The organism is Amycolatopsis sp. NPDC051758 (genome assembly GCF_044453095.1).
Classification (GTDB): Bacteria; Actinomycetota; Actinomycetes; order Mycobacteriales; family Pseudonocardiaceae; genus Amycolatopsis.
This window is the reverse complement of sequence record NZ_JBITCJ010000001.1, coordinates 545,874-561,194: the sequence shown is the minus strand read 5'-3', so window position 1 is coordinate 561,194 and position 15,321 is coordinate 545,874. Positions and strand designations below refer to the sequence as shown.

Annotated in this window: 14 protein-coding genes; 8 read left to right on the top strand and 6 right to left on the bottom strand. The window is 68.4% G+C overall.

Going from position 1 to position 15,321, the window contains the following annotated elements; all coding sequences use genetic code 11:
- The first annotated feature begins 54 nt into the window (after positions 1-54).
- The 3 genes from ACIA5G_RS02980 to ACIA5G_RS02970 all read left to right on the top strand — a co-directional run bounded on the left by ACIA5G_RS02980 (position 55) and on the right by ACIA5G_RS02970 (position 3,483).
- Complete coding sequence (locus tag ACIA5G_RS02980; protein ID WP_395920539.1) at positions 55-1,977, top strand: 2-oxoacid:acceptor oxidoreductase subunit alpha; 1,923 nt, start codon at positions 55-57, stop codon at positions 1,975-1,977.
- Entirely contained in the window at positions 1,974-3,038 is a 1,065-nt protein-coding gene (locus ACIA5G_RS02975) for a 2-oxoacid:ferredoxin oxidoreductase subunit beta (protein WP_395920538.1), read from the top strand. The genes ACIA5G_RS02980 and ACIA5G_RS02975 overlap by 4 nt, the downstream gene beginning before the upstream one ends.
- 115 nt (positions 3,039-3,153) lie before the next feature.
- Positions 3,154-3,483, top strand: a complete 330-nt coding sequence (locus tag ACIA5G_RS02970) for a VOC family protein (RefSeq protein WP_395920537.1) — start codon at positions 3,154-3,156, stop codon at positions 3,481-3,483.
- A gap of 4 nt (positions 3,484-3,487) precedes the next feature.
- Here the strand turns inward: ACIA5G_RS02970 and ACIA5G_RS02965 are convergent, their stop codons facing one another.
- From ACIA5G_RS02965 to ACIA5G_RS02955, 3 genes are read right to left on the bottom strand one after another with little or no spacing between them, the layout of a single operon-like run.
- On the bottom strand, positions 3,488-4,750 hold the full coding sequence (locus tag ACIA5G_RS02965; RefSeq protein WP_395920536.1) for a hypothetical protein: 1,263 nt from the start codon (positions 4,748-4,750) through the stop codon (positions 3,488-3,490).
- Positions 4,751-4,766: 16 nt separating this feature from the next.
- Positions 4,767-5,819: a polyprenyl synthetase family protein gene (locus tag ACIA5G_RS02960; RefSeq protein ID WP_395921860.1), complete on the bottom strand. Its 1,053-nt coding sequence runs from the start codon at positions 5,817-5,819 to the stop codon at positions 4,767-4,769.
- 58 nt (positions 5,820-5,877) lie between these two features.
- The gene (locus ACIA5G_RS02955; RefSeq protein WP_395920535.1) at positions 5,878-6,261 is read right to left on the bottom strand and encodes a DUF6204 family protein; all 384 of its coding nucleotides are present in this window, start codon (positions 6,259-6,261) and stop codon (positions 5,878-5,880) included.
- 169 nt (positions 6,262-6,430) lie between these two features.
- Between ACIA5G_RS02955 and ACIA5G_RS02950 the strand changes: the two genes are divergently transcribed.
- The 5 genes from ACIA5G_RS02950 (at position 6,431) to ACIA5G_RS02930 (ending at position 10,247) form a co-directional block, all read left to right on the top strand.
- The gene (locus ACIA5G_RS02950; protein WP_395920534.1) at positions 6,431-7,087 is read left to right on the top strand and encodes a hypothetical protein; all 657 of its coding nucleotides are present in this window, start codon (positions 6,431-6,433) and stop codon (positions 7,085-7,087) included.
- Positions 7,088-7,387: 300 nt separating this feature from the next.
- The gene (locus ACIA5G_RS02945) at positions 7,388-7,699 is read left to right on the top strand and encodes a hypothetical protein (protein ID WP_395920533.1); all 312 of its coding nucleotides are present in this window, start codon (positions 7,388-7,390) and stop codon (positions 7,697-7,699) included.
- Positions 7,699-8,325: a DUF3558 domain-containing protein gene (locus ACIA5G_RS02940; RefSeq protein WP_395920532.1), complete on the top strand. Its 627-nt coding sequence runs from the start codon at positions 7,699-7,701 to the stop codon at positions 8,323-8,325. Before ACIA5G_RS02945 ends, ACIA5G_RS02940 begins: the two co-directional genes overlap by 1 nt.
- Positions 8,325-9,569, top strand: coding sequence for a hypothetical protein (locus ACIA5G_RS02935; RefSeq protein ID WP_395920531.1), 1,245 nt, complete (start codon positions 8,325-8,327; stop codon positions 9,567-9,569). The genes ACIA5G_RS02940 and ACIA5G_RS02935 overlap by 1 nt, the downstream gene beginning before the upstream one ends.
- 3 nt (positions 9,570-9,572) lie before the next feature.
- Positions 9,573-10,247: an ESX secretion-associated protein EspG gene (locus tag ACIA5G_RS02930; RefSeq protein WP_395920530.1), complete on the top strand. Its 675-nt coding sequence runs from the start codon at positions 9,573-9,575 to the stop codon at positions 10,245-10,247.
- A 46-nt stretch (positions 10,248-10,293) separates the two neighbouring features.
- On the opposite strand, the gene nuoN is transcribed toward ACIA5G_RS02930, so the two are convergent.
- The 3 genes from nuoN to nuoL are packed head-to-tail and all read right to left on the bottom strand — an operon-like array spanning position 10,294 to position 15,319.
- Entirely contained in the window at positions 10,294-11,865 is a 1,572-nt protein-coding gene (gene nuoN, locus ACIA5G_RS02925) for an NADH-quinone oxidoreductase subunit NuoN (protein ID WP_395920529.1), read from the bottom strand.
- 2 nt (positions 11,866-11,867) lie between these two features.
- Positions 11,868-13,418 (bottom strand): NADH-quinone oxidoreductase subunit M, encoded by a 1,551-nt coding sequence (locus ACIA5G_RS02920; protein ID WP_395920528.1) that lies wholly within the window; start codon positions 13,416-13,418, stop codon positions 11,868-11,870.
- The gene (gene nuoL / locus ACIA5G_RS02915; protein ID WP_395920527.1) at positions 13,418-15,319 is read right to left on the bottom strand and encodes an NADH-quinone oxidoreductase subunit L; all 1,902 of its coding nucleotides are present in this window, start codon (positions 15,317-15,319) and stop codon (positions 13,418-13,420) included. Before nuoL ends, ACIA5G_RS02920 begins: the two co-directional genes overlap by 1 nt.
- Positions 15,320-15,321 lie beyond the last annotated feature (2 nt).

The following is a 15,321-nucleotide window of genomic DNA, read 5'->3' as shown; positions in this document are numbered from 1 at the left end:
ACACCGGGCGGGCGACCGAAGCCGCAACGTCGGGAGAGAGGGAATCCCTGACCCATGAGCACGAGTGCGAACGGCAACGGCGCTGGTGACGGCTCTCTCGCCGCCACCAGGCCGACCGAGGTCAGCAAGCTGGACCGGGTCGTGATCCGGTTCGCGGGCGACTCGGGTGACGGTATGCAGCTGACCGGTGACCGCTTCACGTCCGAAGCCGCCGCGTTCGGCAACGACCTGTCGACGATGCCGAACTTCCCCGCCGAGATCCGCGCCCCGCAGGGCACCATCCCCGGCGTCTCGAGCTTCCAGGTGCACTTCGCCGACTACGACATCCTCACCCCCGGCGACCGGCCGGACGTGCTGGTGGCGATGAACCCGGCCGCGCTCAAGGCGAACCTCGCCGACGTCCCGCACGGCGGGACGATCATCCTCAACACCGACGACTTCATCAAGCGGAACCTGACCAAGGTCGGGTACGCCACCGACCCGCTCGCCGACGACACGCTCGAGGCCTACCAGGTGCACCGGGTCGCGATGTCGACCCTGACCCAGGGCGCGCTCGCCGAGACCGGCCTCGGCAAGAAGGACGCCGAGCGCTGCAAGAACATGTTCGCGCTCGGCCTGCTGTCGTGGATGTACCACCGGCCGACCGAGGGCACCGAGCGGTTCCTGCGCGAGAAGTTCGCGAAGAAGCCCGACATCGCCGAGGCGAACATCCTCGCCTTCCGCGCGGGCTGGAACTACGGTGAGACCACCGAGTCGTTCGCGACGACGTTCGAAGTCGCGCCGGCGAAGCTGGCCCAGGGCACCTACCGGCAGATCACCGGCAACACCGCGCTCGCCTACGGCCTCGTGGCCGCCGGGCAGCGCTCGGGCCTGCAGATCCTGCTCGGCACCTACCCGATCACCCCGGCGTCGGACATCCTGCACGAGCTGTCCAAGCACAAGAACTTCGGCATCATCACCTTCCAGGCCGAGGACGAGATCGCCGGCATCGGCGCCGCGCTCGGCGCGTCCTACGGCGGCGCGCTCGGCGTCACCTCGACGTCCGGCCCGGGTGTCGCGCTGAAGTCCGAAGCCGTCGGCCTCGGCGTGATGGTGGAGCTGCCGCTGGTCGTCATCGACGTCCAGCGCGGTGGCCCGTCGACCGGCCTGCCGACCAAGACCGAGCAGGCCGACCTGCTGCAGGCGATGTTCGGCCGCAACGGTGAGTCGCCGGTGCCGATCGTCGCGCCACTGTCCCCCGCGGACTGCTTCGACGCGGCCATCGAGGCGACGCGCATCGCGCTGAAGTACCGCACCCCGGTGCTGCTGCTCTCGGACGGCGCGATCGCGAACGGCTCCGAGCCGTGGCTGATCCCGGACGTCGCGACACTGCCCGACCTGCACGTCGAGTTCGCGGCCGAACCCAACGCCGACAACGACTCCGGCGAGTTCTGGCCGTACGTGCGCGACCCCGAGACGCTGGCGCGCGCCTGGGCGATCCCGGGCACGCCCGGCCTGCAGCACCGCATCGGCGGGCTGGAGAAGGCCGACAAGACCGGCCACATCTCCTACGACCCGGACAACCACGAGAAGATGGTCCGGCTGCGGCAGGCGAAGATCGACGGCATCGACGTCCCCGACCTCGTCGTCGACGACCCGAGCGGCGGCAAGGCCCGGGTGCTCGCGCTGGGCTGGGGCTCGTCGTTCGGCCCGATCGGCGCGGCCTGCCGGCGCGTGCGCAAGCTCGGCATGCCGATCGCGCAGGCGCACCTGCGGCACCTCAACCCGCTGCCCGCCAACCTCGGCGACATCCTGCGCAGCTACGACGAGGTCGTGGTGCCGGAGATGAACCTGGGCCAGCTTTCCCTGCTGCTGCGGGCGAAGTACCTCGTGGACGTCCACTCGCACACCAAGGTCGCTGGAATGGCGTTCAAGGCTGAAGAGCTGCAGAACGTGTTCTCGGAGATCATCACCGGCGTTATGGAGGCGGCGAAGTGACTGCGATCGATTTGGGGCTGCCCACTCAGGGCGGTCTGGATCTCGTCCCGACCACCGACGAGCCGCAGAAGGCCAAGGACTACAAGTCGGACCAGGAGGTCCGCTGGTGCCCGGGCTGCGGCGACTACGTCGTGCTGAACGCCGTCCAGTCGTTCCTGCCGACGCTCGGCCTCAAGCGCGAGAACATCGTGTTCATCTCGGGCATCGGCTGCTCGTCGCGGTTCCCGTACTACCTCAACACCTACGGCATGCACTCGATCCACGGCCGCGCGCCGTCGATCGCGACCGGCCTGGCCACCACGCGCCCGGACCTGTCGGTGTGGGTCGTCACCGGTGACGGTGACGCGCTGTCCATCGGCGGCAACCACCTGATCCACGCGTTGCGGCGCAACGTGAACATCAAGATCCTGCTGTTCAACAACCGGGTCTACGGGCTGACCAAGGGCCAGTACTCCCCGACGTCCGGGCCGGGCATGGTCACCAAGTCGTCCCCGATGGGGTCGGTGGACACGCCGTTCAACCCGCTCTCGCTGGCGATCGGCGCCGAGGCGTCGTTCGTGGGCCGGGCGATGGACTCCGACCGCAAGGGCCTGACCGAGGTCCTGCAGGCCGCGGCGCAGCACCGCGGCTCGGCGCTGGTGGAGATCTACCAGAACTGCCCGATCTTCAACGACGGCGCGTTCGACGTCCTCAAGGACGCCGACGAGGCCGCCGCCCGGCTGATCCCGCTGCAGGCCGGCGAGCCGATCCGCTTCGGCCCGAACCAGGAGTTCGGCGTCAAGCGCGGCGACTGGGGCGGCCTGGACGTCGCGAAGGTCGCCGACATCGGCGAGGACAACGTGGTGGTGCACGACCCGTCGATCGTCGACACGTCGTACGCCTTCGCGCTTTCGCGCCTCGGCGACCAGAGCCTGAACCACGTCCCGACGGGCATCCTCCGCCAGGTCGAGCGCCCGACGTACGACGACGGCGCCCGCGCCCAGGTCGAGCAGGCCCGCGCGGCCCGCACCCCCGACCTGCAGGGCCTGCTGCGCGGCAAGGACACCTGGACGGTCGCGTAACCTCGTTTCTCCAAGGTCCGTGAAGGCCCCCTTACCGGCTCAAGATGCCGGTAAGGGGGTCTTCACGGCTTTCGGGGGTTGCCAGAGTTAGGACGCGTGTCCTAAGTTTTGGGTCATGCGACCTTTTGTGTTCTTCGACGTCCGGACCGCCGACGTGGACGGCACCAAGCGGTTCTTCGCCGACCTGCTGGGCTGGGAGTCCGCCGGCCCCTTGTTCACCGCGGACGGCACACCGTGGGGCGGCCTCACCGAAATCGCGCCGGACGACGACCGCGCGCCGCAGTGGCTCCCCTACGCGCCAGTGTCCGATGTGGACGCCGCCGCGGCGAAGGCGGTGGAACTGGGCGGAACCCTGGTGCGCGAACGTACTGACCTGCCCGTCGGCTCCCTCGTGGTGGTCACCGATCCCGGCGGCGCGGCGCTGGCCCTGTTCCAAGCCGCCTGAAAACTCAGGCGAGCGGCCGGAATCCGACGCGCTCGGCGTCCTCGGCGGTCCGGAACCACACCTCGGCAACCATCTTCGGGAACTGCGCCGATTCGTCGGTGCAGTACCGCAACGCCGTGACGCTCGCCTTCACGACGAAGCCGTCGCTCGGCGCTCCGCCGCCGGGACGCGGCATCGCCGAGCCGGGGCCGAACGGGCCGGGCGGCACCGCGTCGTCCGCCGTCTGCCGGGCGGGCGGGGGCTCGGGGGCCGAGACCGGCGCCTGGTTCGGCTGCACCGACGGCTCGAACAGCGAGCCGCTGTGCGCGCCGGAGAGGTCGGGCTCGCGCCGCTCGACCGTGCGCATCGACGGCTGGATCGGTTGCGGCGCTTCGAATCCGCCCCGCACCGCTTCCCGCGGCTGCCGCTTCGGCAGCACCTGCGTCGCTTCGGCCGGCGTCTCCGGCGGCACGTCCAGCTCACCGCCGGACGCCACATCGTCACCGGCGAACGCGTACTGCGGCGTCTCTTCCTCGGCCTCTTCGGGCTCGTCCTTGCGCACCGAACCGGGGTGCTCGCCGATGTAGCGCGTGCGCTCCATCGGCTCCTCGAACGCGGACCGCTCGCCCGGCGGCTCGTGGTCGAACCAATCCGGCTCGGGCGCGTGCTCGCCCGCCGGGGGCTGGAACAGCGACCCCGCAGCGGGTTCCGGGTCGAGCTCCTGCTCGAGCCGCGAAAGCGCCGGCGACTCGGGCTCGGGCTCCTCGTCCGGGACCATGTACTCGGTCACCGTGGCGCGGTACGGGTCGTCCGCCGGCTCGGCTTCGCCGACCGGGGTGAGGAACTGCGTTGCCGCCGACCGGTACGCATCGTCCGACTCGGACTCCGGCTCGGGCTCGGGCCGGTACGCCTCTTCGGGCTCCGGCTCGGGCAGCGTTCCCGGGTGCACCCGCGAGTCCAGCTCGGCGAAGTCCTCGTCGATGTCGTCGTGGACGTCGTCGCGGCTCATCGGCGGCGCGGCGACCAGCGTGCCCGGGTAGGACGTCTCCTGGCGCGACGGCTCCGGCTCCGGGCGCGGCTGCGGCCGGGAGAACACCTCGGTGCCCGGCGTGCCCAGCCCGGCGGCGTTCGCCGGGGTGCGCGCGGCGTCGGCGTGGGCCTGCGCCAGCGAACTCTCCAGCTTGCGGACGCTCTTCCGGAGCGGCAGCACCAGCACCAGCCAGGTGAGGAGAACTCCGACGAAGAACGCGGCGAGGCTCCACAGCCAAACCTGTCCGAATATGGACATCTATCCCTGCCCCTGTTTAGTGCGTGCGCGCGACCAGGTAGTCGGCGACCGACTCGCACGCGTCCCGGGCGGGTGACGCGGGCAGCGCGCTGAGCTCGGCTCGCGCGCGCCGAGCGTAGTCGGAAAGGGTGACGCGTGCGCGTTCGAGTCCACTACTCGCCCGCAGCAGCTCCAGCGCCTCCTGGACGACGGCGTCGTCGGCGATCGGCCCGGACAGCAGCTCGACCAGCCGAGGGTCGGTGCCCGGGTCGGCGAGCGCGTAGAGCATCGGCAGCGTCCGGACGCCTTCGCGCAGGTCGGTGCCCTGCGCCTTGCCCAGCTCGTCGGACGGCGACGCGATGTCGATGATGTCGTCGGAGATCTGGAACGCGGTGCCGATGATGTCGCCGAACCGGCGCAGCGCCTGGATGTGCTCCTCGGCGGCGCCGGACATCATGCCGCCGAACCGCCCGGACGTCGCGATCAGCGAGCCGGTCTTCTGCGCGATGACGGTGAGGTAGTGCGCAACGGCGTCGTCACCCGGTCCGGGGCCGACGGTTTCGCGCATCTGGCCGGTGACCAGCTCGCCGAAGGTCTCCGCGATGATCCGCGCGGCGTCCGTGCCGAGGTCGGCGACCAGCCGCGAGGCGTGCGCGAAGAGGAAGTCGCCGGTGAGGATGGCGATGGTGTTGTCCCAGCGCGCGTTGACGCTCTCGGCGCCGCGGCGCATGTCCGCCTCGTCCATGACGTCGTCGTGGTAGAGCGTGGCCAGGTGCACCAGCTCGACCGCGGCGGCGGCGATCACGACGTGGTCGTCCTGCTTGGGGCCGAACTGCGAGGACAGCAGCGTGAACAGCGGGCGGAAGCGTTTGCCCCCCGCCTCGACCAGGTGCAGCGCGGCGTCGTTGACGGCCTGGACGTCACTGCGGACGACCTCGCGCAGCAGCTTCTCGACCTCGGCCAGCCCACCGGCGATCGAGCGCAGCAGGGTCTCGTCGGCGATCTGCAGGCCAACCGACGAGCGCAGGTCCTCGAGGGCGCCACCCGGCGCAGCGGGGAGGGATCCCGCCCCGGGGGCTGGGGAAGGCACAGACACGTCGGCTCCGCTCTACTCGTGCACCGGTCGGGTTGTCCCTTGAGCGTAGTGGCTACCCCGCGCTGTCGTTTACCCGCTGTCCTGCGGAAACGGTGACGAACATGACACCTCGGCGTCGCTTGATCCGGACGTCGTCCATGCAGGTGGAGCTGACGGTCAGGTCGCGGTACGGGTAGCCCTCGCGGTCCAGCAGTTCCATGGCCGCGAGCTCCGCCTGGTCATGGGCTTCCTGTGTGGCGTCGTCACCCGGAGCGACCTCGACCGAGACGCGGAAGCTGAAGCCGCCGAGGTGGTGACTGTAGGTGAGTGAGCCGGCTTCGCTGAAGAGCTGGCCTCTGAGGTCATCGCCCTGGCTGAGGGCGCCCAGCAGCTTGTCGCGGACGGCCTGGGTGGGGTGGTCGAACTTGCCCCGGACGAGGACGCGGTAGGTCGGCATGCGCGTCAACATACAGACCTGTATCCGGATACCAAAGGGATTATCCACCGGGTGGTTCATGATCCACGAAGGAGTGATCAGTGGTTTCGGGCGCAACGGACGTCTCCGGCGGGCGGATATTCACCTCGAGGAAGAGCGTGGCTCTCCCCGTCGGCAAGGAGGACGCGAAATGCGCAACACCATCGCGAGGCGGGCCGCGCTCGCCGGAACACTGTTGCTGGCCGGCCTCGCCGCGACGGCCGGCCCGGCCCAGGCCGCACCCCAGCCGGGCGTGGCGAACATCGGCTCGGCGGAGTTCACGAAGGCCGGCACGACGATCAAGGTCCCGGTCCAGGGCAAGTGCTCGATCGACGGCCCGACAACAGCAACGGCCCAGGTGGTCTCGAAAACAGGCATCACCTTCGGCGGCGGCACATCGTCCTGCACGACAGCGGTGACGGACCCGAACACGGACGCCACATCGACAACCTCGACGGCGACGGGCAAGAACTTCGAGCTGTCCGCCCTGGTGAGCGCGGGCGGGCCGCGCGTCAAGCTGTCGACGTTCAAGGTGACGTGCACGGCAACCCAGACCCAGACGAACGCGAACTGGACGTACGGCGGCATGTCGGGCATCCCGAACCCGCCGAGCCCGGTGCCGGTCGGGTACGTGTCACCGCTCAAGAAGTCGAACGGAACGGTGCTGGCGAACGCGGTGTTCAACATCCAGAACCTCCCGGGCGACGGAAGCATCGGCCTGACGATGCTGCGCATCGACTTCCTGCCGGCGTCGGGAATCAGCGGTCAGGTGATCCTGGGTCACACTTCCTGCTCCCCGACCCCGTAGACGTCGCGAGGGCCGCGGCCCGGGAGCCCCCCGAGAGGACGGCCGCGGCCCTCGTGACCTGCTCTTTCTTTGGCGCCGGGAACCTTGGTAGGGTTCTCGCCGTCGGATACGCAGGGTGCCCGGGGTGGAGCACAGTGCGAGCTAGGGGAGAGCTGATGACGACGGCGTGTTTGGTGGCGGGTCGTGGCTGAGGGGCAGCCGCCTGTGTACGAACCTGGCGGGAACTGGGAGCTGCCGGGGCCGAACGGGATCCCTCGTGCGGGGTCTTATGGGGCTGAGGTTGGGGCTGGTTCGGGCGGGGTGGGGTTCCAGTACGACGAGGCGACGCTGCATGAGCTGGTGCGGGAATGGAACGACCTGGCGGACGAGTTCAGGCGCGACCAAGAGCAGGCCGCCGCTCTCGCTCGCGCCAAGGGACCAGGCCTTGAGTACGCAAGTGGTGACAACGCGGAAAAAATTCAGCAGTCAGGCAGCGCGCTGCTGGGGACCCTGGCTGCCCGAGAAGAATACTGCCGCACCATGGCCGGTAAATTCAACGCCGCCCTGGGCAAGTACGCACAAGCTGAAGATGGTCACACCACCGAAATCAAGCAAACCGGAGGCAGTCTCTGATGCGCCGCGCGGTCCCTATGTTCAGCGCATTACTGCTTGCGGTCGTGGCATGCTCGCCGACCAATCCGGGAAATCCGTCGACTCCAAGCACAACGACGAGCGCAGGTTCCTCGACCGAAGCCACGAGCGCCGTACCCGGCCCTGGCGTCCCGAAAGTGGAGCATCCGATCGACGTGGCGCGTTTCAAGAACGCGCCGTGCGATGCGCTGAGTGAAGCACAAGTAGCCGCTCTGCTCGGCGCCGAGGCTTCGGTCAAATCCGACCTGAAGGCGCCCGCCGGACCAACTTGCGATTGGGATTCCGCCGGCCTTTCCCAAGCTGGGGTTGGCGTGATCTTCATGTCCGCGGACCAACTGGGTCTGACTAGCGTGTATGAAGCCAAGGGCAAGCAATATCAACTCTTCGAGCCGCAACCGCCGGTCAACGGATTCCCCATCGTGGCTTATGGCGTGAACGACGAACGGGCGACGCGCGGCCGGTGCGCAGTCGCGATGGGAGTCAGTGACACACAGGCGGTGGACATCCACATCGCACAGTCTGAAGTCAACATCGGTAAAAAAGATCCCTGCGCTGCGGCACATGACGTGGCCGCCCAGGTGCTGGGCAATCTTCTTGGAGCGAACTGATGGTCGCCGAAGGACCTTTGACTGCGGCACAGATCTACGAACAGATCACCGGCGGTGAAGGCACCGGCTCGCTGGCCGATGCCCAGGACGGCGCCAGCAACCTGACCAACCGGATGATCGAGCGAGCCCAGCGGATCAGCGCTCTCCGGGCCAAAACAATGTCCGGCTGGCAAGGCGCCGCCGGCAACTCCGCTGCCGACGCCACTCTCCCCCTCGTGCAAGCCGCTGCTGACGACGCCGTTCATCTCAAGAATGCGCAGACTGCCGTCGGCGCTCAGATGGATGCTTTCGGCACCGCCAAGAACTCCGTCAAACCCGTTGCCGCGCAGCCGCCTGAGCTCAGCTCTGCTGATGTTGTCAATGCGCTTGCCGGTCAGGGGTGGGAGTCCTACAAGTCCAAGGTCGGCAGCTGGCAGGCCGATACTCAGGCCAACATCGACGCGTTCAGCGCTTACCACTCCGCCAGCTCCACCAACGGTGGGCAGATGCCCGCCCAGTACGCGCAGCTCAACGACTCCGGTGCGCCGATCTCCCTGCGTGAAGACACCCCGGGGAAGCCCGCTGGGACCACCGACACCGGTGAGTGGGCGCGGAATCCCCGGCAGCCTCAGGTTCCCGCGCAGCAGAACCGGCAGACCGTTCAACCCGGACGGGACCAGACCCGGAACCCGGTTCAGAACCAGACGCAGAATCAGAATCAGTTCCAGAACCAGGTCCAGCCGCCCGGGAACAGCGACAGTACCCACGCCAACAGCTACGTTCCCAAGCCCGTCATGCCGCCGGCCGCGCAGGGTGGTTATGAGTTCGGACCCACCGGGCAGCCTGTCAGCAATCTCGGTGGGAACAACGGCGGATACTCGGGCGGCTTCGGACCCGGAGCCGGCGGCGGCTTCGGACCCGGCACTGGCGGGTACGGAAGCGGCACGAACACCGGCACGGGCAGCGGATACCGACCCGGCACAGGACCAGGCACCGGAGGGCAACCCGGCATGCGCGCCCCCGGCCCGAGCACCGGCGCCCGCCTCCCCGAGGAACGCCTCCCCGGCGGTCCCGCCACCCGCGGCGCAGCCGGTGCGCGCGGTGCCAACGGCATGCCCATGGGCGGCCCCCTCGGCGGCGGGCGCGGCAAAGGAGAAGACCGCGAAAAGAAGAAGGCCCCCTACCTGCAAAACCCCGACCCGGACGAAACCTTCGGCGGCTTCCCGGAAAAGCCGATGCCTCCGGTGATCGGCGAGAAGAAATAACACATGCTCAACGCCGAATTCTCCCTGAACACCCTGCTCACCGCCCTCCGCCAGAACGGTTCCGGCGACCCGCATCCGGTCTTCGCTGGTGGGCTCCGCTATATCCCGCCGTCCGCGAAGCAGCACGTAAACCGTGAAGCCTTCGAGGAACTCAGCGAACTCGGCTTCACCCAAGGGGACGGCTTCACCCCCGAATTCGAAGACATCCTGCACCTCATCGACAGCCCGGCGACCGCACTCCACGGCTACGCCCGGGACGAGACCGCCCAGCGAGGCATCCTCGTCGCCGCGCGGGGACGTACCGTCGTTTCCGTTGTCTGCCTGGGTGGGCGGGTCGAACTCAAGGGCGTTGAAACCAGCCCTGAAGACGCTCTGGTCGCGAACTTGCCGATGTGGAGGCCGGCGAGCATCAAGCCCTTTTCACTGCCTCAGAAGGACTTTCAGGAGCCGCAAGACGTCAGTGACATCTTCGACGACGCTCCCGCGCGCAGCCGGGAAGCGCAGGAGCTCGACGCTCTCCTCCAGCAGCCCTACTACGGCATCGGGCAGCTCTACGCCGGGCAGAAAGAGCTCAGCTACCTCGATCTCGACGCCGGACGCGTGGGCATCACGCTCGCCGATGGCTACATCAGTGTGCTTCCCGGCGAGCCGAATGAACTGAGCCGGAGACTGCAATAAAAAGGCCGCCACCCGGAAAAACCAGGTGGCGGCCAGAAAAGAAACCTCAGAGGGCGAACCCGCCGGCTCCCGCCCACGACAGGGCGAACGCCGGGACCAGGCCCAGCACCAACGTCACCGCCGTGCCCAGGAAGATCGCCGTTCCCGTGCCGAAACCGGGAACCGTCACCGACGGGCCGTCCGCGGCCGGCTCCGAGAAGTACATCAGCACGATCACGCGCAGGTAGAAGAACGCCGCCACCGCGCTGAACACCAGGGCGATGACCACCAGCGGGGCCATCCCGTCCGACAGCGCCGCCGAGAACACGACGAACTTGCCGACGAACCCGGACGTCAACGGAATCCCTGCCAGGGCCAGCAACAGGAACGTGAACACCGCCGCGAGCAAGGGAGAACGCTTGGCCAAGCCGGCCCACGCCGAGAGGTGCGTCGCCTCGCCGGACGAATCGCGGACCAGGCTGATCACGCCGAACGCCGCCAGTGTCGTGAAACCGTACGACAGCAGGTAGAACAGCGTGCTCGACAGGCCGTCCGCGGTCATCGAGATCGCGCCGATCAGCAGGAAGCCCGCGTGCGCGATCGACGAGTACGCGATCATGCGCTTGACGTCGGTCTGCGTGAGGCCCAGCACCGCGCCGATCACCATCGAGATGATCGCGACGCCCCAGAGCACGCCGCGCCATTCCCAGCTCGTGGAGCCGAACGCCACCGACAGCACCCGCAGGATCCCGCCGAACGCGGCGACCTTCGTGCACGCCGCCATGAACGCCGTCACGGGAGTCGGCGCGCCCTGGTAGACGTCCGGGGTCCAGGTGTGGAACGGGCCGACCGAACCCTTGAACAGCAGGCCGACGACCAGGAGGCCGAGGCCGGCGAAGAGCAGCGTGTCCGAGCGGTCCGAACCGGCCGCCGCGGCCGCGATGTCGCCCAGCTTCACGGAGTTCGCGTAGCCGTACAGCAGCGCGAGTCCATAGAGGAAGAACGCCGAGGAGAACGCGCCGAGCAGGAAGTACTTGACCGCCGACTCCTGCGACAGCAGCCGACGACGGCGCGCGAGGCCGCACATCAGGTACAGCGGCAGCGAAAGCACTTCCAGCGCGATGAACATCGTCAGCAGGTCGTTCGACGCGCAGAACGCCATCATGCCGCCGAGCGCGAACAGCGTCAGCGGGAACACCTCGGTCTGCATGACCGTCGCCGTCTGGGCGCGGTCCTGCACGGTGCCCGGGCGGATGCCGGCCTGGGCGACCAGCGCGCCGCCCGGCTCGACGACGCGGTCGGAGATCAGCAGCACCGCGCCGACCGCCAGGGCGAGCAGCGTGCCCCAGAGGAACAGCGCCGGCTTGTCGATCGAGATCGCTCCGCTGAACGTCTTCACGCCGCCCGCGGGCGCGTCGCTGACCGCGTACTTGATCAGCCAGGCGCCCGCCGCGACGATCGCCAGCAGGCTCAGCCCGACCTGCACGCCGAACCGCGAGCGCTTCGAGGCGAACGCCTCCACCAGCACGCTGACGCACGCCGCGCCGAAGATGATCAGCACCGGCAGCACGGCGTTGTAGTCGACCGACGGCACCTGCACCGGTGGCTCCGGCGCCTGGGCCAGGAGGATGTCGAGCACGGTTACTTGCCTCCCTGGACCGCGGACAGCGTCTGCTGCACCGTCGGGGTGACTGTGTCGAGCACCGGCTTCGGGTAGAAGCCGAGAACGATGATCAGCACGACCAGCGGCGCGAGGATCGCGATCTCGCGGCCGTTCAGGTCGCGGATGGCCTTCTTCGCGCCCAGCTCCGGCGCGATCGCCGTGCCCGGCCCGCCGCCGACGCCGACCAGCGCGTCACCACGGACCGGACCCTGCATCACGCGCTGGTAGAGCCAGAGCACGTACGCCGCGGCCAGGACCATGCCGACCGTCGCGAGGATCGCGTAGACCGGCTGGTCCACATAGGACCCGATGAGCACCAGGAACTCGGAGACGAACGAGTTGGTGCCCGGCAGCGAAAGCGTCGACAGACCGGCGAGCAGGAACAGCCCCGCCAGCAGCGGGGTCACCTTCGCCATGCCGCCGTAGTCCGAAATGCGAGACGACCCGCCGCGCGCGACGACCAGGCCGATCACCACGATCAGCATGCCGGTCGCGAGGCTGTGGTTCAGCATGTACGTCGCCGAGCCGATCATCGCCTGCTCGTTGAACGCGAAGATGCCGAGCGAGATGAAGCCGAAGTGCGCGATCGAGACGTAGGCGATGAACCGCTTCATGTCCCGCTGCCCCGCGGCCAGGATCGAGCCGTAGAGGACACCGACCACCGAGAGCACCAGCACCAGCGGCGCCAGGGTCTTGCTCGCGTCGGGGAACATCGGCAGGCAGTAGCGCAGGAACCCGAACGTGCCGACCTTGTCCAGCACGCCGACCAGCAGGACGGCGACGCCGATCGGCGCCTCCCCCGCCGCGTCCGGCAGCCAGGTGTGGAACGGCACCAGCGGCGCCTTGATCGCGAACGCCAGGAAGAACCCGAGGAACAGCCAGATCTGCGTGCTCAGCGGCGCGTCCCGGACGACCGTGACCAGCGTGGCCCAGTCGAAGGTGCCGTGCCCGAGCTTGTCCTTGGCGAGCGAGTACGCCCCGATCGCCGAGGCCAGCATGATCAGGCCGCCGAGGAACGAGTAGAGGAAGAACTTCACCGCCGCGTACTGCCGGTTCGCGCCGCCGTACCCGCCGATGAGGAAGTACATCGGGATCAGCATGATCTCGAACAGCACGTAGAACAGGAAGACGTCGGTCGCGGCGAAGACGCCGATCGTGAGCGCTTCCTGCAGCAGGATCAGCGAGAGGAACCCGCCCGCGCTGCGGCCCGGCGGCAGCTTGTCCAGCACACCGAGCCCGCCGACGACGATCGGCACCAGCAGCGCGATCACCGCGATCATCACCAGCGAGATGCCGTCGGTGCCGAACGAGATGTGCACCCCGAAGCTCGGGATCCAGTCGACGCTCGACGTCATCTGCAGCCGCGCGCCGGACGGCGAGTAGCTGAGCCAGAACGGGATGATCAGCAGGAACTCGAGGATCGAGAAGGCCAGCGCGGCCAGCACCGCGGCGCGGTCGTTCCCCTTGAGGAACGCCAGCACCAGGGAGCCGGCCAGCGGCAGCAGGATGAGGATCAGCAACCAGGTCATCAGGAGAACCTCACCAGCAGGAGAGCCGCCAGAAGCAGGAACGTGCCGCCGAGCATCGACAGCGCGTAGGACCGGACGAACCCGGTCTGCAGCCGCCGCAGCCGGCCGGAGCCGCCGCCGAGGGAGGCGGCGAGACCGTTGACCGCGCCGTCGACCCCGCGGTTGTCGACGAACACCAGCGCCCGCGAGAGCCAGGTGCCCGGACGGGCGACCAGCGTCTCGTTGAGGGTGTTGCCGTACAGGTCCTTGCGGGCGGCGCGGGTGACGAACGAAACCCGTTCCGGCCGCTCGACCGGGACGTCACGGCGGAAGATCAGCCACGCGATCAGCACGCCCAGCAGTGAGAACACGATCGCCCCGGTGGAGATCACCCAGGCGTCGAACGGCGCGTGGTGCTCTTCCACGAGTTCGCCGACCGACGGCTTGAGCCATTCGGCGAAGCGATCACCCTGGGAGAAGAAGAAGCCGGCGCCGACCGAGCCGACCGCCAGGACCGCCATCGGGACCCACATGATCGCCTTCGACTCGTGCGGGTGGAAGTCGCGGCCGTCGGTGCTCTTGATGTCCTTCCAGCGTTCCTTGCCGAAGAACGTCATCACCATCAGGCGGGTCATGTAGAACGCGGTGAGCCCGGCGCCGAGCAGTGCGGCGCCACCCATCACCCAGCCGCGCCAGCCACCCTGGCTGAACGCCGCCTCGATGATCGCGTCCTTGGTGAAGAAGCCCGACAGCGGCGGGATGCCGATCAGGGCCAGGTAGCCGAGGCCGAACGTGACGAAGGTGATCGGCATGTGTTTGCGCAGGCCGCCGAACTTCCGCATGTCGACCTCGTCGTTCATGCCGTGCATGACCGACCCGGCGCCGAGGAACAGCCCGGCCTTGAAGAAGCCGTGCGCCACCAGGTGCATGATGCCGAGCGCGTACGCGATCGGGCCGAGGCCGACGGCCAGCATCATGTAGCCGATCTGGCTGACCGTCGAGTACGCCAGGACCTTTTTGATGTCGTCGTACGCGCAGCCGATGATGCACCCGAGCAGCAAGGTCACCGTGCCGACGAGCGTCACGATCAGGCGGCCGTCCGGAGTCGCGTTGAAGATGTCGTGCGAGCGGGCCACCAGGTAGACACCGGCGGTGACCATCGTCGCCGCGTGGATCAGGGCCGACACCGGGGTCGGGCCCTCCATCGCGTCCGGGAGCCAGGCCTGCAGCGGGAACTGGCCGGACTTACCGCAGGCGCCCAGCAGCAGCATGATCGCCATCGCGGTGATCGCGGCCGGCGGGAACTTGCCGTCGCCGACCGCCTGGAAGACCTGCGCGTAACCGGTGGAGCCCGCGTACTTGAACATGATGAAGATCGCCACCGCGAGCCCGACGTCACCGACGCGGTTCATCAGGAACGCCTTCTTCGCCGCGGTCGCGGCGGACGGGCGGCCCTGGTACCAGCCGATGAGCAGGTACGAGGCGAGACCCACACCTTCCCAGCCGAGGTACAGCGTCACGAAGCTGTCGCCCAGCACCAGGATCAGCATCGACGCGACGAAGAGGTTCAGGTACGCGAAGAAGCGGTACCGGCCCTCGTCGTCGGCCATGTAGCCGATCGAGTAGTAGTGGATCAGCATGCCGACGCCGGTGATGAGCAGCACGAACGTCAGCGACAGCGCGTCGATCCGCAGCCCGAAGTCGATCTGCAGCGCGCCGGCCGGGATCCACGAGTACAGCTTGGTGTCCGTCGTGGTGCCGGTGTCGGCGGTGAAGAACAGGATCAGGCCGTAGACGAAGGCCAGCGTGACGGTGGCACAGCCGAGCAGATGCCCCCAGGCCTTCGCGCGCTTGCCCGTCAACAGCAGGATCAAGGCGCCGAGGGCAGGGAGGGCCACCAGCAGCCACGATGATGCGGTCACTC